The 18,006-nt window shown below is 60.0% G+C and carries 16 protein-coding genes; 10 read left to right on the plus strand and 6 right to left on the minus strand.

Going from position 1 to position 18,006, the window contains the following annotated elements:
- Positions 1 to 105 precede the first annotated feature (105 nt).
- The 3 genes from EEQ99_RS10125 to EEQ99_RS10135 all read left to right on the plus strand — a co-directional run bounded on the left by EEQ99_RS10125 (position 106) and on the right by EEQ99_RS10135 (position 4,707).
- Positions 106 to 1,170 (plus strand): sensor histidine kinase, encoded by a 1,065-nt coding sequence (locus EEQ99_RS10125; RefSeq protein ID WP_127430340.1) that lies wholly within the window; start codon positions 106 to 108, stop codon positions 1,168 to 1,170.
- A 382-nt stretch (positions 1,171 to 1,552) separates the two neighbouring features.
- Positions 1,553 to 2,761, plus strand: coding sequence for an alpha/beta hydrolase (locus tag EEQ99_RS10130; protein WP_127430341.1), 1,209 nt, complete (start codon positions 1,553 to 1,555; stop codon positions 2,759 to 2,761).
- 11 nt (positions 2,762 to 2,772) lie between these two features.
- Positions 2,773 to 4,707, plus strand: a complete 1,935-nt coding sequence (locus EEQ99_RS10135) for a mechanosensitive ion channel family protein (RefSeq protein ID WP_127430342.1) — start codon at positions 2,773 to 2,775, stop codon at positions 4,705 to 4,707.
- Positions 4,708 to 4,801: 94 nt separating this feature from the next.
- Here EEQ99_RS10135 and EEQ99_RS10140 read toward each other — a convergent pair whose 3' ends face one another.
- Positions 4,802 to 5,161, minus strand: a complete 360-nt coding sequence (locus EEQ99_RS10140) for a hypothetical protein (RefSeq protein ID WP_127430343.1) — start codon at positions 5,159 to 5,161, stop codon at positions 4,802 to 4,804.
- 77 nt (positions 5,162 to 5,238) lie between these two features.
- On the minus strand, positions 5,239 to 5,883 hold the full coding sequence (locus EEQ99_RS10145) for a helix-turn-helix domain-containing protein (RefSeq protein WP_127430344.1): 645 nt from the start codon (positions 5,881 to 5,883) through the stop codon (positions 5,239 to 5,241).
- A 157-nt stretch (positions 5,884 to 6,040) separates the two neighbouring features.
- On the opposite strand from EEQ99_RS10145, the gene EEQ99_RS10150 reads away from it, so the two are divergent.
- Positions 6,041 to 7,000 (plus strand): membrane protein, encoded by a 960-nt coding sequence (locus tag EEQ99_RS10150; protein WP_028755965.1) that lies wholly within the window; start codon positions 6,041 to 6,043, stop codon positions 6,998 to 7,000.
- A 63-nt stretch (positions 7,001 to 7,063) separates the two neighbouring features.
- Here EEQ99_RS10150 and EEQ99_RS10155 read toward each other — a convergent pair whose 3' ends face one another.
- From EEQ99_RS10155 to EEQ99_RS10165, 3 genes are all read right to left on the minus strand, one after another.
- Positions 7,064 to 8,845 carry a hypothetical protein gene (locus EEQ99_RS10155; protein ID WP_174824445.1) on the minus strand — a complete coding sequence of 594 codons (1,782 nt, stop codon included), beginning with the start codon at positions 8,843 to 8,845 and terminating at the stop codon, positions 7,064 to 7,066.
- A 92-nt stretch (positions 8,846 to 8,937) separates the two neighbouring features.
- Positions 8,938 to 9,606, minus strand: coding sequence for a response regulator transcription factor (locus EEQ99_RS10160; protein ID WP_028757838.1), 669 nt, complete (start codon positions 9,604 to 9,606; stop codon positions 8,938 to 8,940).
- Positions 9,572 to 10,819 (minus strand): two-component system sensor histidine kinase NtrB, encoded by a 1,248-nt coding sequence (locus tag EEQ99_RS10165; protein WP_127430346.1) that lies wholly within the window; start codon positions 10,817 to 10,819, stop codon positions 9,572 to 9,574. The genes EEQ99_RS10160 and EEQ99_RS10165 overlap by 35 nt, the downstream gene beginning before the upstream one ends.
- A gap of 441 nt (positions 10,820 to 11,260) precedes the next feature.
- Between EEQ99_RS10165 and EEQ99_RS10170 the strand changes: the two genes are divergently transcribed.
- From EEQ99_RS10170 to arcC, 4 genes are all read left to right on the plus strand, one after another.
- Entirely contained in the window at positions 11,261 to 11,467 is a 207-nt protein-coding gene (locus tag EEQ99_RS10170; RefSeq protein WP_028755968.1) for a hypothetical protein, read from the plus strand.
- Positions 11,468 to 11,614: 147 nt separating this feature from the next.
- Positions 11,615 to 12,844 (plus strand): arginine deiminase, encoded by a 1,230-nt coding sequence (gene arcA, locus EEQ99_RS10175; protein WP_063475211.1) that lies wholly within the window; start codon positions 11,615 to 11,617, stop codon positions 12,842 to 12,844.
- 37 nt (positions 12,845 to 12,881) lie between these two features.
- A complete protein-coding gene (locus EEQ99_RS10180; protein ID WP_028755964.1) occupies positions 12,882 to 13,886 on the plus strand; it encodes an ornithine carbamoyltransferase in 1,005 nt (334 codons plus the stop codon).
- A gap of 1 nt (position 13,887) precedes the next feature.
- Complete coding sequence (arcC, locus tag EEQ99_RS10185) at positions 13,888 to 14,826, plus strand: carbamate kinase (RefSeq protein ID WP_028757842.1); 939 nt, start codon at positions 13,888 to 13,890, stop codon at positions 14,824 to 14,826.
- A gap of 12 nt (positions 14,827 to 14,838) precedes the next feature.
- Here arcC and EEQ99_RS10190 read toward each other — a convergent pair whose 3' ends face one another.
- Positions 14,839 to 16,209 (minus strand): amino acid permease, encoded by a 1,371-nt coding sequence (locus EEQ99_RS10190; protein ID WP_028757843.1) that lies wholly within the window; start codon positions 16,207 to 16,209, stop codon positions 14,839 to 14,841.
- Between the two features lie 256 nt (positions 16,210 to 16,465).
- On the opposite strand from EEQ99_RS10190, the gene EEQ99_RS10195 reads away from it, so the two are divergent.
- Together EEQ99_RS10195 and EEQ99_RS10200 are read left to right on the plus strand one after the other, a co-directional pair.
- The gene (locus EEQ99_RS10195; protein ID WP_244604781.1) at positions 16,466 to 16,825 is read left to right on the plus strand and encodes a hypothetical protein; all 360 of its coding nucleotides are present in this window, start codon (positions 16,466 to 16,468) and stop codon (positions 16,823 to 16,825) included.
- 200 nt (positions 16,826 to 17,025) lie between these two features.
- A complete protein-coding gene (locus tag EEQ99_RS10200) occupies positions 17,026 to 17,952 on the plus strand; it encodes a cation diffusion facilitator family transporter (RefSeq protein WP_028757844.1) in 927 nt (308 codons plus the stop codon).
- Positions 17,953 to 18,006: the final 54 nt, after the last annotated feature.

Raw genomic sequence — 18,006 nt, forward strand, 5'->3', positions numbered from 1 at the left:
ATAACCGCTGTTTACCCCAGGCGGTCAATGCAATACGACATTGCCATGCGGACGACTCGGACGCTTGCGGGCGTTCGTCGCTCAGAGAGAACGCCGGGAGACGGAATGAGCAATTCTAGCGGCGATGCGGATGCCCTGATCCACATCCTCTATATCGACGACGACGAGGAGCTTGCCCTGCTGATGCAGAAGAACCTGCTCCGGCGCGGCTTTTCGGTGGAGTGGGCTGAGAATGGCGCTGCCGGCCTTGCGAGACTCGGCGAAGGCGGCATCGATGCCGTCGTGCTCGATCATGTCCTGGCTGACGAGACCGGCCTCGACATTTTGCCTTGCATTGCGGCGATGCCGGATCATCCGCCGGTCATCTATGCGACGGGTTCGGACGATACCAGCATCGCGGTTGCGGCGCTGAAGGCCGGCGCCGATGACTACATGCTCAAGGAGATCTCAGCCGATTATTTCGACCTGCTGGCCGCTGCCCTCGAACAGGCGCTGGAGCGGGCGCGTTTTCGCCGCGAAACGGCGCAGGCGCAGGAGGTGATCCGCCAGCAGCGCGACCTTGCCGAGATGCTGCTTACCGAAGTCAACCACCGGATCGCCAACAGCCTCGGCCTGGTCGGCGCGCTAATCCGCATGCAGTCTTCGATGACCAAGGACCAGGTGGCGATCGATGCGCTGCATGAAACGCAGATGCGCATCAACGCCATCGCCAGCGTGCACCGCCGGCTCTACACCAACCGGCAGGTCGGCTCGGTGCAGGTCGACGAATATCTGAACAGCCTGCTCACCGAACTCGAAGCCTCGATGCGCGACGACAAGCGGCCACACCGCATCGTGCTTACCGCTGAGCCGGTCAATCTGGCGACCGACAAGGTGATCACGCTCGGGCTGATCGTCAGCGAGCTTGTCACCAATGCCTTCAAATATGCCTATCCGGATAGCGTGCCGGGCGAGATCCGCGTCCTCGTCGACCAAACGGACGAGACATTGCGCGTCATCGTCGAGGATGACGGCGCCGGTTTCGACCCGTCGAGCCCGGCCAGAGGAACCGGCCTCGGCACGCGCATTCTGACGGCCATGGCCGCGAGTTTGAAATCGGATTTCGCTTATGATCCCGGGCATGACGGCACCAAGGCGACATTGGTGTTTTCGTTGCATGAGGGGAAGTAGGGTTTGTGCAGCCTAAAGGCTTGCCGGCCGATCTTTTCTTGAAATGTTGTGCGCCCTGAAGCAGCTCCAGAGCGCGATGATCTGTTTACGGTCGACCCGCGGCGGGCTCGGGAAGAAGTCTGCCCCGCAGCAGCCAGATCCTGCCGGATACGATCTCGCGGTCGGATAGCCGTAAGCTATGCTATATCCGACACCTGTCGCCAAAGCCTGCTTTCTTTCGCTGCGCTCGGACGGCCTGTGCGGGACGTGACTCCTATCCATGCCTGCGCAACGATCGCTTTCAAAGCATACAGATATTACGTGATGCTACAGGCGCCGCTGCGACCCAGCTGCTAGTATTCCGGCTCCGAAGCCTCCTCCTGGGCGATTGCTGGATGCGTGAATGGCAAAGCGTAGCGTGGCTCTTTTTCTTCTTCTAACGAGTTGCGGGCATCCGGGCGGCGTGATGACACCCGTTTCAATTTCATCGACGCCGCCAACATCAAGGGTCGACATGCTGGTTGCGACCACGCGCGAGCCTTCCGGAAGCCCGGCCACACTCTTCAACGGCGAGCGCAGTTCCAAGCCACATCTGACCCAGATCTCCATTTCAATCCCGGCAAAGCGTGAAGCCGGCACGGTTCAGTGGCCTAAACGCCTTCCCCCCGATCCCGCCACCGACTTTGCCGTGACGAACGTTCAGCAGATCGACACCGTCGCGCAAGGCCGCGTCTGGTTCCGACAGCACGTGAACGGCGGGCATGCACTCGTCTTCATTCATGGCTTCAACAACACCTATGAGGATTCCGTCTTCCGGCTGGCGCAGATCGTGCACGACAGCAAGATGCAGGCGACGCCCGTCCTGTTCACCTGGCCGTCACGAGCGGAAATCACTGCCTACCAGTACGACAAGGAAAGTACGAACTATTCGCGCACGGCGCTGGAGCAGGCGCTTCGCACGCTGGCGGCCGATCCCAACGTCAAGGACATCACCGTCATGGCCCACTCTATGGGGACCTGGCTTGCCATGGAATCCCTGCGGCAGATGGGGATACGTGACGGTCACGTCAATTCGAAAATCCACAATGTCATCCTGGCCTCGCCCGACATCGACATTCAGGTCTTCGCCAAACAATATGTGGAGATGGGCGAACCGCGCCCGAAATTCACGATCTTCGTCTCCCAGGATGACAAGGCTCTTGCAGTCTCCAGCTTTCTCACCGGACGTGTATCCCGTCTCGGTGCGATCAACCCTGCTGAAGAGCCCTACCGCTCGAAACTGGAAAAGGCCGGCATCACCGCCATCGATCTGACGAAGGTGAAGACCAACGACAAGCTCAATCACGGCAAATTTGCGGAAAGTCCCGAGATTGTCCAACTCATCGGCCAGCGCCTTATGACCGGCCAGACCCTTACCGATTCCAAGATCACGCTGGGCCAGGGCATTACAGCTGTCGTCGGCGGCACGGTGGCAAATATCGGCACTGTAGCGGCCACCGCCGTCGCGGCGCCGGTTGCGATCATCGAGCAGCCCGTCACGCGGAGGAGGCCGCCACGATCCGCCAACGAGACGCTCGACGGTGACCTGAAACAACAGACGCTGACGCAATGAGGAGTCTCAGGTTGAAATGGCTGCTTTCCTTCACCGCCGCCTTTTTCTTCGCATTGAGCGCTTTGGCGCAAACGCCACCGGTAAGCCCTCAGCAGAAGATCGACGAACTCGTGCGCCTGCTGCAGGATCCCGAGGTGAAAGTCTGGCTCGATAGCCGCAAGCAGGAGAGCGGATCCGCGCCATCCGTTTCACCGGCCGGCCATTCGGCCTTGGCCAGGTGGGAGGCCGGCGTGCGGGGGCGTGTGAACGCGATTCTGGCGGCGATCCCGGCGATTCCGGCAGAGGTGACGGCGGCGGCAACGAGAGCAAGGCGCGAAGCTGCCGACAGAGGCTATGCGCCGGTATTCGTCATATTCGGCGGTCTGGTCGCCTTTGGTCTCGCCGCCGAGGCGGTGTATCGCAGGTTCGCCGCACGTCGCGAGGCATTGTTTGGCCGGCTTATCCCAGTCGGCATATTCGCCGGCGCGATGGGCATCGTCTTTTTCGCGGTCGAATGGCCGCCGCTCGCGCGAGTGACGCTCCTTGCCTATCTCTCGGCTTTCATCCTGTTTCGATTGGCGGCTGCACTCCTGTCCGCGGTAGCGATGGGCTCGTCGCTGCGGATGAGGCTATTGATCCTGTTCGGGCTCATCAGCTTTGCGAGCGCGACAGCAGCCGTCGGCGAGCCGCTCGGCGTTTCCCCTGAAGCCAGCGACGCAATCAGCTACTGCTTCTCCGTGATTGGGCTGCTTTTTGCCATCGAGGCCGTGTGGTCGATCTGGGAAGGAAGCCGCGCCTGGAAGGCGGCGCTAACGGCTTTCCTCGTCGTCCTGTGGCTCGTCTGGTGCCTCAATATGAAGGGCCTGTTCTGGATCGGCATCTACGCGCTGATATTGCCGGCGGTCCTGAATGCCGTCGGCCGCATGGCGCTGTCCTTCACCAGCGATCCCGGCAGCCTGCGCGGTATCCTGGTCGCCCGCGGTGCGCGCGCCGCAGTTATCGCGCTCGCCGTGGGATGGCTGGCGCTTGTCTGGCGTCTCAATCCAGACACGCTGGGTCGGCGCGACCCGATGATCGCGGCTCTGTTTTACGGCGGCCTGAAGAGCGTCCTGATCCTCGTGGTCGCCGACCTTCTTTGGCAAGTGGCGCGGGGCTGGATCGATCGAACGCTGCGTGTATCGACCAGCACGACATCGCTTGCGCCGGCCGACGCAGCCCGACGCGCGCGGTTTCGGACACTTCTCCCGATCCTTCGCAATGCATTGGCCGTTGCTGTCGCGGTCATGGCGGGGCTGATCGTGCTGGCCCAATTGGGTGTGCAGATCGGACCGCTGATCGCCGGAGCGGGCATCTTCGGGGTCGCCATCGGTTTCGGCTCGCAGACTTTGGTCAAAGACGTGATCAACGGTGTCTTTTACATGCTCGACGACGCCTTCCGTGTGGGTGAATACATCCAGGCCAAGGACTACAAGGGGACGGTGGAGAGCTTCAGCCTGCGCTCGGTGCGTTTGCGCCATCATCGCGGCCCGGTGTTCACGGTGCCGTTCAGCGAATTGGGTGCCGTCGAGAACATGAGCCGGGACTGGGTGATCGACAAGTTCAGGATCACCGTCGGATTCGATACCGACATAGACAAGGCGCGCAAGCTGACCAAGAAGGTCGGAGCCGATCTGATGGAAGATCCGGAACTCGGCCAGCACTTCATCGAGCCGCTGAAAATGAAGGGCGTCGAGCAGTTCGGCGACTACGGCATCGTGTTGAGCTTCGCCATGACCACGGTTCCGGGCATGCAGACTTATATCCGTCGCAAAGCCTATGCCAAGATTCGCGAGTTGTTCCTGGCCAACGGCATCGCATTCGCGCAGCCAACGGTGCAAGTCGGAGGCGACGACAAGGGTGGCGGCGCGGCGGCCGCTCAAGCGATCCTTGCGCAGCAGGCGGCAAAATCGGCGACGCCGGCGAAGTGACCTCGCCGGCCACGGCAGATGAAAGGATACTCCAACACGTTCAATCGTCGCATTGTGCTTTCCGAAAATCGATTCCGATTTTCGGGCCGATGCGCTAAGGTTTCAGATCATAGGCCTGCTGAGACGCACGAAGCTCCACCAGCGTCTTGCCGACGCAGCTGCCGCCGCCGGCGCCGCCGATCGCCTTTGCCTGTCCATCGAGCGTGATCGTGCCGGCGATCCGATCGGATGCGACATAGGTCGCCACGCCGTCTTGCGAGACACGCGATATGTAAAAGGCATGGTAGGTTTCGTTGTACTTGCAATGGATGACCAACGGAAACTGAGAGAAGGGATCATCCTCGGCATGGACGGCGTGCAGTGGAAAAGCTGCGACCAGAGTCGGCGCGGCGACCAGGCCTGCAAGAACTCTACTGGCCAATGCGATCGATTTTCGGCGGGACGCATGTGTCATGGTTCAATCCTCTATCGTAGCCTGCAGCGCCGCGCGTATCGTCAGATTCGCAAAGGCCGCTGTCACACTCTGCATTGCTAAATCGTCAAGGCGACGAGCGCATCGCGATCGAGAAGCCGTACAATCCGTTGTGATTTGCCGGCAAGACGAAGGATGCGTTTCTCCCGGAGCTTCGTAAAAGAGCGGGCAACCGTTTCGACCGTCAGCCCGAGATAGTCGGCAATATCGCTGCGAGACATCATCATATCGAATTCCGGATCCTCGGGATGGCGGTCGGCCATCTCCTGAACGAAGGCTGCAAGGCGCTTCAAGGCGCTTTGCTCGCTGATGATGAGTTGTTTGCATTGCGCCTTTTCCAGGTTCGTCAGGGCAATGTGCAAAAGATCGATGGGGACGACTGCGTCCTGATTGGTGCGAAACGGCCTTACGCGCGTTTCGCAAATGGCCTCTGCAAAATCGGTCCGGACATTCCCGTTTTCGAGCCCGAACCATTCGCCCTTGCCGCAGAAGGATAGGATATGCCGCTGGCCGCTCGACGTCAGGCGGTAAATCCGCACGGCGCCTGCTTCGACCTGGTAGATGGCAAGGGCATATTCGCCTTCGCTGTAGATCGTTTCGTCGGCGCTGAGTTTGATCGACTGATCTTTGGCCGTCGCGGAAACCGCTCCATGGTGGTGGGCGGGAACCGTTGTGTATTTTCCGATCGCGTGACCCTGGAACATGTGCGTCGTCCCCCATCCGCGTTCAGCATAAGCAATCGCTGCGTGCCTCGGTATTCGAGATACCCCTTACGTATTGCTACGGAAGCACGCGACCGCCGATGGGTGTATAATGCTTCCACCCCTTGAGAGTGATACGGCGGTATCGCGGGAGGTCTAGATGGCACCGGAAGAGGGAGGGGGCAGCCAGGCACGTCAAGATACCGAAAGCGTTCGCGCGCAGCTTGATCGTATACTCGCAAGCCCGGAATTTCTTGCGCCTGAACGCGGGCGCCGCTTCCTGCAATATATTGTGGAAGAGACGCTTGAAGGCCACGCCGGACAGCTCAAGGCTTTTACAATTGCACAGGCCGTGTTCGGCCGCGATGCCTCCTTCGATGCACAGAACGATCCGGTTGTCCGTATCGAAGCCGGGCGGATCCGTCGCGCCCTTGAACGATACTATCTCGTCTGCGGAAGCAGCGACCCGATACAAATCACCATTCCCAAAGGGGGCTATGCTCCACATTTTTCAAGCGATGAAGACACCTCGAACGTCGAGGCCGCCGATGCGCCAAATCGGGAGAACAGGCACCGCCATCCCGGGCATCAGCGATCGATGCGATATCGCGATCTTCTCCTGCCGATCGGCATTCCCGCGCTCTTCGGCGCAATGGCGGTACTCGCCCTCATCCGCCCGCTCGAATCCTACCTGTCGCCGCCGAAAACGCCGCCGGCTGCCGTCTCGACGTTGAAAAGCAAAACCAGGATTGTTGTCGAACCCTTCGCAGCCCTCGGCGGTACTGCGCGCGGCGCGGATTTTGCCAAGGGGCTGGCCGATCAGCTGATCGCCAAGCTCATGAAAGTGGACAACCTCGTCGTGCTTGCTCCCGATCGATCCGGGATGGAGACGACCGGCTCGCTGTTCAATCTGCAGGGAAGCATCCTTGTCGAGGGCACAGTCCTGCATCTGCATGTCCGCCTGATCAACGGCGCCGACGGCACGGTCGTCTGGGCAAATCAATATGATCGCGAGTTGCGCGATCAAACCATTCTCGATGTCGAGGACGAAATTGCCGCTCAAATCGTTATGGAAATTTCAAGCAACCAGAAACTGAGTGGCGCAGACCCGATTCCATAGCCCCCTAGCAAGCGACCGCCTTCCCATCGCCGGCGGGACCGTCCACCCGGATCGTTCGTGCCATTATCCTCCCGATGGCAGGTCAACGGCCACCCCTGCGGCGCGCAGGCCGGCAAAGAACCTTTCCTGATCCGCCGGGCGTTGCAAGCGCAGCGAAACCTCCTGGCGGATGTTCGTCATCAATGCCGGTGCGTGGGACTGGAGCCAATCCTGCTCCAACTTGGCCTCCTCCATCTTCCCCGCGGCTCCGAGAATGGACAACAAGGCAAGGCGGCGCATGGGGTTGCCGTCGAGATCCGATATTCGCGACCATTGTTCTGCCGCTTCGATATCGCCTCTCATAAATGCGCACATCGCCATACCCGCCTCGTAATAGCCACTGGGGCCGGCATTTTTGTCAAGCGCGATCGATATCAACTCGCAACCCGATTGCCATTTGCCCGACATCGCCAATCGCAAGCCGTACTCGCCCGCAACTTCGACATCGTTGGGATCTGCGCCATAGGCCGCCGTCCCGGCCGCCAGCGCCTTGTCGATATCTCCACGGAAGAAGTTCACCAGCATAACGGCGCGAAGCACGCGGGGATTATCCGGCGCCAGCGATTCCGCCCGCTGCGCCGAAGCCGTTGCCAATTCGAGGGGCTTGGCCGAAGATGGTGTGCCGAGCCTGTAGCGAAATCTGATTTCGTCAAGATAGACCAGGGACAAGAGCGCCCATGACGTCGCATTATCGGGGGTGCGCCGGATAGCCTGTTGCAGGCACTCGCGCACCGCGCCATGGCTTTGCGAAGTCATCGCCTGGAGATAGCTATAGTAGGCCGGGATACAGGCACGGGCATCCTGGTCTGCCTTCTGCGCCGCCTGCGCGATCATGGCTGTTTCGGCCTGAAAGATGGCGCCGTCGGGCTGCGCTATCGCACTGGCGATTTGCCGGGCAACATTTGTTTGAATCCAGAGCTTGTTCTGAGCGCGAAGATCGGCATCGAAATTATTGGCCCAGATGACGGCCCCGTCTGCCCGACGCACCAGCCTGGCAACGGAGCGCAACCGGCTTCCATCCGTCTGGACGTTGCCCTGAAGCGCGTAGTCGGCAGCAGCGGCATGATCACCCGGCGGCGGATCGGCGACCACGACGATGTCTTCGAGCTGGGCAAGCTGGCCGATAACATCGTCTCTCAGGCCGCGGGCGATATCCGAATTGGAATCGACGGAGTTGCTCTCTGCAAAAACCTCGACAGCTACCGTCGGCGGGGAGGTATGTTTATGCGTCGGCAATGGTCTGATCGGGGCACTTCCCGCCACAAGAAATGCCGATGCAAGGGCGAGAAGAAGAAGAATGGCCAGCAGACCGGTTCCGAGACCACGAGCAATCGGCGGCGGACGGCGCGCCTCATGAGGTGAATGATCTTGATCAGCAAATTCTCCGATCCGCGGATTTTCCGGGTCTTTTTCGGGCCGAGCCGGCATTGGCGCGTCGCGGGTGTATTCGAAATGCGGCACGTATCCGCCTTTCGGCACCGTAATAATGACGTCATCCGCCTGGCCTGCGACGAGATAATAACGTTCCAGGGCCTTTCGTATTCGGCCCGCCTCGATCCTGACGACCGGATCATTCTGCGGGTCGAATGACGCTTCCCGACCAAAAACCATATTTGCAATGGTAAATGCCTTCAGGAAACCTGATCGACCAGCGAGCGTCTCGCTGACAACAAATTCCAAAAAATTTCGCCCGCGCTTCGGCGCGTGAAATTCTTCACTTGCGAGAATTCGCTCGACTTGCCGGCAGATTTCCTCAGCCGTCGGTCCAAGACTGCTGAATACATCGATCTTTGTTGCGTTTCTCATGATCGCCCCTACGACAAGATCACGCAATTATATAAGCGTTTTCTAAAGCATCATATCTGAGGAGCGTCCAGTTGCAAGCACCGCTTTTCGAATTATCGCGCGCAGGCTGGCCAGGTGTTGGCCGGTGAGATCCGTCCGGTTTCGGTCGACTGCTCGACCGCGTCGATGGCGATGGCCATGCGCATGAGCTCTGCAAGATTGCGAGCTCCCATCTTGGCCATGACATTGGCGCGGTGGACCTCCACCGTGCGCGAGCTGATGCCGAGATGATAGGCGATCATCTTGTTCTGCAGACCGTCGAGCACGCCGATCAGAACCTGATGTTCGCGGTCCGTGAGTTGACGAACCCGTGCCGCGACGCTTTCGGAACCGGCGATTGCGCTGCCTGGCCGCCTTTGTCCCATTGCCAGATTGATCGCCGCGATCAGTGCTTCCTCCCTGAGAGGCTTTTCGAGGAAATCCGACGCTCCCGCCTTCATCGCCTGAACGGCTGCAGCGATATCGCCCTGGCCGGTAATGACGATCGCCGGAACGTCCACGCCGAACCGGCGCAGACGCTGGAGCAATTCGATGCCGTCGACATCAGGCATGCGCAGATCCGTCACAAGGCAGTTTCGGCCCGAAAGCGGCAGAATATCCAGAAATGCTTTTGCGCAACTATGTGCTCGCACGGCAAACCCTGCCGATACCAGCAAGAATGTCAAAGATCGTCTCAATACCTCCTCGTCATCGACGAGATGGATCGTAAGGTCGTTCGCCATCGATTTCTGTCTCCACCAGCGGAAGCGAGAACGAGAAGACTGAACCATTCTCTGTACTTCTACGCGCGCTTATTCGGCCTCCATGCGCCTCGACAATGCGCTTGGACAATGCCAAGCCCATGCCAAGGCCATGCGGCTTGCCGGTCACGAAAGGACGAAACAACGACTCTTCCATTTCGGCTGCAATCCCGCAGCCATTGTCGGACACGTCGACAATGACATACGAGGAATTGTCTTTTGTCCGGATCGTAATCAAGGGCTGCTCGACACACTCGGTCGCCTCCAAGGCGTTGCGAACGAGGTTCGTGAGCACTTGCACGATCTGAACGCGGTTTCCAAGGATGGTGTTCTTCACTGCTTCGAGCCGAAAGTCGGTGTGAAGGTCTTTTCGCCGCGACCCAATGAGTGCGAGCCTTGTCGCCCTATGGATCAGTTCGTGCATCGCCTCCGGTTTCCTCTCTGAAGCGCCACGCTCGACGAATTCTCTCACGTTCTGGACGATACTTCCTGCCCAGAGCGCCTGCTGCGTAATTTCCAGCAGTGCTTCGTGAAGCTCTTCACCGCGCCGGCGACGCTTGCCCATGACAAGGCGCCCGCACCCCTCTGAATAGGCCGCGATAGACGACAGCGGCTGGGAAAGCTCATGGGCAAGAGTGGACGCCATCTCCCCCAGCTCAGTCATTCTTGCAAGCCGGGCAATCTCTTGCTGCAGCTCCTGAACTTGCTGCAAGGTCTGGCGTTCGGTTCGAAAGTCCTCAAAAATCGCCGCAGTGAAGACGCCTTTTTCATCATCCTTCCTGATAATGGTAAGTGCGGTCGGAAATTGAACTCCGCTCTTGGTGATCGCCAGACCGGCACGCACCGCCCCGTGGTCTGCCCAACGCCCATTCAATCGAACATTCGGCGTCGGATGCCAGACGAGGCCGATCTTTCGGCCCATCAATTCGCGCTCTTCATAACCGAACATGGCAACCGCAGCCTTGTTGCAGCCGGAAATTCTATGGCGGCCATCGATAAAAAACACGGCGTCCGGCATGTGTTCGTGGAGTTGCCGGATACAGTCCATCCGTAGCCCGTCGTTTCCTTCGCGCAAGGCGCGCACCGGCTCGTGAGACACCACCTGCGACGTCCCGGATCGGACTTGTCCTGCGACGACTGCGACGGTGGAACTGGCTTCGGCGACGACGCGCGGCGGCGCCATCTTGATGGACATGATGGTCTCCTCCGTCCATTGAGAAGTCTTGGCCCATGGACCGTCTTTTCCTCCAGAATGAGGTCACAATACCACCGTTGGGCGGGTAATCCGTGTAGTATCGCGTAGCCTCTATTGGTCTTGCTCCGCGAACCTTCGGCGCAAACCCATAGCGCGTCGTCCGACTTCGTCGCCATTGATCCGGCTCAATGCCTCCGTCTCATTGTTCCACTATGGTGACAAACAGCGGGCAAGTGGCCGGGCCGCCCGTGGGCGGGCGAGCCGCAAGGAACATCGGCGATCGAGCGATGGCCAAAGCTCGTCGGATCTATTTCCGCAGACAAGACCCACACTTGCCGGCTGATCGCCGGTCAGGCCAAAACTTGCCGGTTGGATGATTGGTGTGCCGGAATGACAACCTCGTGTCCGGTTGACCCGGTGGATCGTCGGGAGGGTTTGGTAATGTGGCGATTGCCAGTCGAAGCTCCATTCGAACAGGATATAGAGCTCGCCGTCATCGACGACGAAGGCGTCCATGCCCTGGTTTTCCCCTGCCAGCGTCTCCCCGACGGCTGGATCAATGCGGTGACCGGCGACGCGCTCGACATTCATCCCACCCATTGGCGCCTATGGCAAATCCATCGCTGCGATGTTCCGGGTCTTCAATGACCTCCCACCCCAAAGCGGCGGAAGGATCGCAACATACTGTGCCGTGGATTGTCTGCGATCAATGACACGACCGATCGGGCCGAAATAGTCTGCTTTTCGAAGGACGGCCGACGCGGCCGCGATCTGGAAAGCCGGAAGGAGGACCACATGCGTGGTTTCGGGGTTCACTCGGAGGTCGGGAAATTGAGAACCGTCATGGTTTGCAGACCGTCGTTGGCTCATCAGCGACTGACACCTGCTAACTGCCATGATCTGCTTTTTGACGATGTCCTATGGGTACATGAGGCTCAGAAAGATCATTTTGATTTTGTGCTGAAGATGCAGGAACGGGGCGTTGAAGTTCTCGAGCTCCACGACTTGCTTGGCCAGGCGCTTGCCAACAAACAGGCGCGCGATTTCGTGTTGGACCGGCGCATTACTCCGAATGTGCTCGGCTCGCAGATCGCCGAGGCGATGCGGCCGTGGCTTGACGAAATGCCGCCCACGCAGCTTGCCGCATTCATGATCGGCGGCATCGCAATCTCCGACCTGCCTGAGGTCAAGGCAAAGTCGCTGATGCTCAGCGCCTTGCCGGAGACGGATTTCGTCATCCCGCCGATTCCGAACACCCTGTTCCAGCGCGACCCGTCTTGCTGGATCTACGGCGGCGTGACCTGCAACCCGATGTTCTGGCCGGCAAGACGCGCCGAAACGCTGATCCAGCGTGCGATCTACAAGTTTCATCCGATCTTCCTCGGCGGTGATTTCCAGATCTGGTGGGGCGATTCAGACAATCAGTTCGCCAACGCCTCGATGGAGGGAGGCGACGTCATGCCGATCGGCAACGGCACCGTCCTGATCGGCATGGGCGAGCGTACGACCTATCAGGCCGTCGGTCAGGTGGCGCAGGCGCTGTTCAGGAGCAAGGCCGCGAAGAGGGTGATCGGCTGCCTGATGCCGAAGAGCCGTGCGGCAATGCACCTGGATACCGTTTTCAGCTTTTGCGATCGCGATGTCGTCACGCTGTTTGCCGAGGTCGTCGACCAGGTCCGCTGCTACAGCATGTATCCGAAAGACGACGACGGCACGTTCGAGATTCATCCTGAAACTCGACCAATGCTCGATGTCGTCAGCGAGGCGCTCGACTTGCCGCGATTGCGCACCGTCGAAACCGGCGGCAATTCCTACCAGGCCGAGCGCGAACAATGGGATGACGGCAACAATGTCGTCGCGCTCGAGCCCGGCGTCGTCGTCGCCTACGACCGCAACACCTACACGAATACGCTTCTGCGGAAGGCTGGGATCGAGGTCGTCACCATTCGCGGCGCCGAACTCGGCCGTGGCCGCGGTGGCGGGCACTGCATGACATGTCCCATCTGGCGCGACCCTGCTTACTGACGTTTCCATCCACGAAACAGGCTGACGGAGCAAGACCATGAGCTTCAATCTGCGCAATCGATCGCTTCTGACCGTGCAGGACTATACACCGCGGGAATTCCGTTACCTCCTTGATCTCGCCCGCGATCTGAAGCGGGCCAAATATGCCCGCACCGAGCAGGAACACCTGAAAGGCAAGGAGATCTGCCTGATTTTCGAGAAAACCTCGACGCGAACGAGGTGCGCCTTCGAAGTCGCCTGCTCGGATCAGGGCGCCAACGTCACCTATCTCGATCCGTCCGGCTCGCAGATCGGGCATAAGGAATCCTTCAAGGATACGGCGCGAGTGCTCGGCCGCATGTATGATGCCATCGAATATCGCGGCTCGGCGCAGAAGGGCGTTGAGACGCTGGCACGTTATGCCGGGGTGCCGGTCTATAACGGCCTGACGGACGAATATCATCCGACGCAGATGATTGCCGACGTCATGACCATGCGCGAACATAGCGACAAACCGGTCGCCCAGATCAAATATGCCTATGTCGGCGACACCCGCTCGAACATGGGGCATTCGCTGTTGATCGTCGGCTGCCTGCTCGGCATGGACGTGCGTATCTGCGGCCCGAGATCGCTGTGGCCTTCGGAAGAATATATGAAGATCGCCAGGGATCTTCAGCAGGCCTCGGGCGCTCGCCTGCTGGTCACCGAAGATCCGAAGGAGGCGGTCAAAGACGTCGATTTCATCCATACGGACGTCTGGGTTTCGATGGGCGAGCCGAAGGAGGTCTGGCGCGAACGCATCAAGCTGCTCACGCCCTATCAGGTCAATCAGGAACTGATGAAGGCGACCGGCAATCCGCAGACCAAGTTCATGCATTGCCTGCCGGCATTCCACGACACCGAAACCACGCTCGGCAAACAGATCGCCGAAGATTACGGCATGGACAACGGACTTGAAGTCACCAACGACGTCTTCGAGTCCGAGGCCAATGTCGCCTTCGAGCAGGCGGAGAACCGTCTGCACACGATCAAGGCCCTGCTTGTCGCGACCCTGGGAGATTGACATGCGTGTGGTGATTGCGCTTGGCGGCAATGCGCTTCTGCGGCGTGGGGAAGCCATGACCGCCGATACCCAGAGACGGAATGCGCGCGTCGCGGCTGAGGCGATCGCGCCATTGGCGGCCGAACATGAGATCGTCGTCACCCACGGCAACGGGCCGCAGGTGGGGCTGCTTGCGCTGCAGGGGGCGGCCTACAAACCCGAGGAAGCCTATCCGCTCGATGTTCTCGGCGCCGAGACCGAGGGCATGATCGGTTACATGCTGGAACAGGAACTCGGCAATCTCTTGCCGTTCGAGCAACCTTTGGCCACGCTGCTGACCATGGTGGAGGTCGATGCCGCCGACCCGGGCTTCCAGAACCCCACGAAGTTCGTCGGCCCGGTCTATGAGAAAGCCGAGGCTGACCGGATCGCCAAGGAAAAGGGCTGGGTTTTCAAGCAGGATGGCGAAAAATGGCGGCGTGTCGTCGCCTCGCCGGCGCCCAAACGCATCTTTGAGATCCGCCCGGTCCGATGGCTGCTGGAACAGCGCACCATCGTCATCTGTGCGGGCGGCGGCGGCATTCCGACAATGTACGAAAAGGGCCACGACCGGAAGCTGATCGGTGTCGAAGCGGTGATCGACAAGGATCTGTGCTCGGAGCTGCTGGCGCGCGAGCTCCAAGCCGATCTCCTGATCATGGCGACGGATGCCGAGGCCGTCTACACCGATTGGGGCAAGCCGTCCCAGAAGGCGATCCATCAGGCCCGTCCCGACGATTTCAAGCAGTTTTCCTTCCCGGCCGGGTCGATGGGCCCGAAGATCGATGCCGCCTGCCATTTTGCGCGGGCCGGTGGCAAGACCGCGGCCATCGGATCGCTTGCCGACATTGCGGGAATGGTGCGCGGCGAACGCGGAACGATCATCAATGAAAATTTTGCCGGCCTGAGCTGGCACAGCTGACCGCCCGATCTTTCAAGCAAACTTATCCTGAGAGGGCAGGGGGCGCGGTATCGCGCCCCCTGCTGCCGTCTCCTTGTCTGTGGCGCCAGTCGCATTTCGTTTTTGCCAGACATAGACCGGGATGCCGAGCATCAACAGCACGAGGCCGTATAGCACCGGTTCGGCGCCGGAACCGTAGAGGGTGAAGATTGCAAAGACGAAGGCGATGATCTCGATTGCGCTCACCCGTGGCATTCGCCCATGGGCGGCACCAGCAACGAGGCTTCGGGCAAGCGAGCAGAAGGCATAGGGAATGACGGCGGCCATGGTGCTCAGACCGACCATGAGCCGGTAGGCCGCCGCGAAACCTTCGGAGCCGATCGCCTGGACAAGCACCAAAAGCGTTGCGAACGAGGCTGAGATGATCATGCCCCATGCCGGCACGCCGCGCGCGGAGAGCCGCGCAAAAAGCGGCGGAAACAGCCCGTCCCGGGCAGCAGCCATCGGGACCTGCCCCATCAGCAGGGTCCAGCCGTTGAGAGCGCCGATCGAGGAGAGCAGCACGGCAATCGAGATCGCCAACTCGCCGGGCCGTCCCCACATGATCCCCGCGGCCTGGGAGAATGGCGCAACCGAGCGAACGAGCTGTTCGCGCGGCAGGAGGCCCATCACGACAATGGTGCCCAGGACATAGAGGGCGGCGGCGATCGAGATCCCAAGCACGGTCGAACGGGGGATGGTCCGCTCGGCATTCTCGACATCGCCTGCAGGCACGGTCGCCGATTCCAGCCCTAGATAGGCGAACATCGTCAGCGGCGCCAGCGTTGCGACCGACTGCAGCAGCGATTGTCCGCTCGGATTGAATTCGGAGAAATGCGAGGTGTCGATGAAGAGAAGGCCGATGATGGCGACGGCGCCGAAGGGAAGCAGCTTGGCATAGGTGGTGACCTGCGCGAAGACACCCGCCGCATGGACGCCGCGAAGATTGACGAGCACGATCGCCCATATCACGCCAAGCGTCAGCACGGTCGCGGCGAAGCGGTTGCCGAGAGCAGGGAAGAGATCGACCATGACGCCGGCAAAGGCAATGGCGATGACCGGCAGCGACGTCCAGATGGAAATCCAGTAGCCCCAGGCAATCAGGAAGCCGGCGAAATCGCCATAGGCGAGCCTCGTATATGCATAGGGGCCGCCGACAGCGGGCACAAGGCGCGCCAGGCGCGCAAAGGTGAGGCCGAGGCAGATCGCGCCGGCGCCCATGACGATCCAGACGATAATCGCAAGGTTGCCATAGGGCGCGACTGCGGCCGGCGAAAGATAAAAGCCCGACCCCACCATGTTTCCCACCACGATGGCGGTGCAGGCAGCAAGTCCGAGGCTCTTGCCATTTGGCGACGTTGTCATGGTCCCCTCCCGATAAACATCCTTTCCGACGCCGATATCGCCTCGGACATCTGTTCCCGGACGCAATCTTCCTCCCAAAGAACAGATGCCGCAATCCGGTTCAATGCGTAGTGGGCGACGGTCTGAAAGCATCAGAAAATATGCGGGCCATCGGCAATGTACCTGCTTGAACAGCATTGATCGTACTCAATGCTTGGCGTCGGTGCATGAGCTATCTTCGACACCGAACGTCATTTAGTTCTCGGGAGTAAGAGCGATGAAGATGGCCATGATCATTGGACTTGCCGTATTCACTGCCGCCGCCGGAATTGCTCCGGTCGAGGCCCAGCAGAATCGACGCGAATATAGGAGAATGAACTGGAGCGAAAATCTGCCCGAGGCGGTGAGAACCTATCACGACAGACGATTCACGATCGTTAGCTACAGGATGGCGGATTTTTCGGAGACAGGCTCACACCCTAAGCAGGGAAGTGAAGAACATGTCAAAGCCATCAGAGACGCAATTCGCGCGAACAAATGGCTTGCGGCCCAGCTCAAGGCCAAGAAGCTTACCGCGAACGACATCGAATGGGTCTCGCGGGCACGCAACGGCAATATGACCTTCTATACAAAATGAGCGGCATTTGTGCCGGGTAAATTTCAGGCTGGGGCAGCCGCGCGGCCTTCCCTGCGCGCCCACCGCATGATTGGCTGGTTGCCATGGCGCGGCTGCGGCCGGCAATGGAAAAAGGGGGCCCACTCCGTCTCACACCTCGTCTCACCTTCACGACCAGCATAAAACGATTGGAACGAAAGGTGTCGGAGGCGGGGACAATGATGTTAGGCGAGCAGGGATTTCTCAGGATCTCGATCGCGGCGACGGTTGTGGTCGCTACGCTCGGCGTGGTTTTCGGCATCCTTTCCGGATCGTTCTCCATCGCCTTCGACGGCGTTTATTCGCTGGCCGATGCGGCGATGACCGGGCTTGCGCTCTGGGTTTCCAGCCTCATCATACAATCGACCCAGAGCGACGCGCAGTCGGGCAGAATCCGAAACCGCTTTACCATGGGCTTCTGGCATCTGGAGCCCATCGTGCTGATGCTCAATGGCTGCCTGCTGATGACGGTCGCCGTGTATGCACTGATCAGCGCGATCATCAGCATCCTGAACGGCGGCCACGAACTGCAATTCGGCATGGCGGTCGCCTATTCTGCGGCGACCCTGCTTGTCTGCGCCGCCATGGCTTTCCTTGGCATCAGGCTGAATGCCGGCATCAAATCCGATTTCATCTCGCTCGACATCAAGGCGTGGATCATGTCCGGCGGCATCGCGTTAGCGCTGCTGATTGCATTTCTGATCGGCATGGCTGTGCAGGCGACGCCCGTCGCATGGGTCGCCAGCTATATGGATCCCGCGGTTCTGGCGCTGGTCTGCCTGGTCATGATCCCGCTTCCGATCGGCACTGTCCGGAAGGCGTTGAGCGAGATCCTGCTGATCGCCCCTGTCGATCTCCAGGAGCATGTCGACCGCGTCGCCTCGGAAACGGTTCGCCGCCTCGGCTTCCTTTCGCACCGCGCCTATGTCGCCCGGGTCGGCCGCGCAATGCAGATCGAACTCTACTTCATCGTACCGGAAGGGCTTCCGGCAAAGACGGTAGAGGAATGGGACGCACTCCGCGACGAGATAGGGGCCTCGATCGGAGACGAGAGCGCCAATCGCTGGCTGACGATCGCCTTCACGGCCGACGCGGAATGGGCGGAATAGGCGGAACAGGCGACGTCAGCGTTCCCATCGATATCGAAATCCTTTGCCTCAGGT

The organism is Rhizobium anhuiense (assembly GCF_003985145.1).
In the GTDB taxonomy this organism is placed as follows: Bacteria; Pseudomonadota; Alphaproteobacteria; order Rhizobiales; family Rhizobiaceae; genus Rhizobium; species Rhizobium anhuiense.

Bases quoted from the DNA above. Each gene is read 5' to 3' on its own strand.
- arcC (WP_028757842.1), top strand. From the start codon at position 13,888: ATGCGTGTGGTGATTGCGCTTGGCGGCAATGCGCTTCTGCGGCGTGGG.
- EEQ99_RS10130 (WP_127430341.1), top strand. From the start codon at position 1,553: ATGGCAAAGCGTAGCGTGGCTCTTTTTCTTCTTCTAACGAGTTGCGGG.
- EEQ99_RS10155 (WP_174824445.1), bottom strand. From the start codon at position 8,845: ATGAGAAACGCAACAAAGATCGATGTATTCAGCAGTCTTGGACCGACG.
- EEQ99_RS10145 (WP_127430344.1), bottom strand. From the start codon at position 5,883: ATGTTCCAGGGTCACGCGATCGGAAAATACACAACGGTTCCCGCCCAC.
- EEQ99_RS10140 (WP_127430343.1), bottom strand. From the start codon at position 5,161: ATGACACATGCGTCCCGCCGAAAATCGATCGCATTGGCCAGTAGAGTT.
- EEQ99_RS10200 (WP_028757844.1), top strand. From the start codon at position 17,026: ATGTTAGGCGAGCAGGGATTTCTCAGGATCTCGATCGCGGCGACGGTT.
- EEQ99_RS10160 (WP_028757838.1), bottom strand. From the start codon at position 9,606: ATGGCGAACGACCTTACGATCCATCTCGTCGATGACGAGGAGGTATTG.
- EEQ99_RS10170 (WP_028755968.1), top strand. From the start codon at position 11,261: ATGTGGCGATTGCCAGTCGAAGCTCCATTCGAACAGGATATAGAGCTC.
- EEQ99_RS10180 (WP_028755964.1), top strand. From the start codon at position 12,882: ATGAGCTTCAATCTGCGCAATCGATCGCTTCTGACCGTGCAGGACTAT.
- arcA (WP_063475211.1), top strand. From the start codon at position 11,615: ATGCGTGGTTTCGGGGTTCACTCGGAGGTCGGGAAATTGAGAACCGTC.
- EEQ99_RS10150 (WP_028755965.1), top strand. From the start codon at position 6,041: ATGGCACCGGAAGAGGGAGGGGGCAGCCAGGCACGTCAAGATACCGAA.
- EEQ99_RS10195 (WP_244604781.1), top strand. From the start codon at position 16,466: ATGAAGATGGCCATGATCATTGGACTTGCCGTATTCACTGCCGCCGCC.
- EEQ99_RS10125 (WP_127430340.1), top strand. From the start codon at position 106: ATGAGCAATTCTAGCGGCGATGCGGATGCCCTGATCCACATCCTCTAT.
- EEQ99_RS10190 (WP_028757843.1), bottom strand. From the start codon at position 16,209: ATGACAACGTCGCCAAATGGCAAGAGCCTCGGACTTGCTGCCTGCACC.
- EEQ99_RS10165 (WP_127430346.1), bottom strand. From the start codon at position 10,819: ATGTCCATCAAGATGGCGCCGCCGCGCGTCGTCGCCGAAGCCAGTTCC.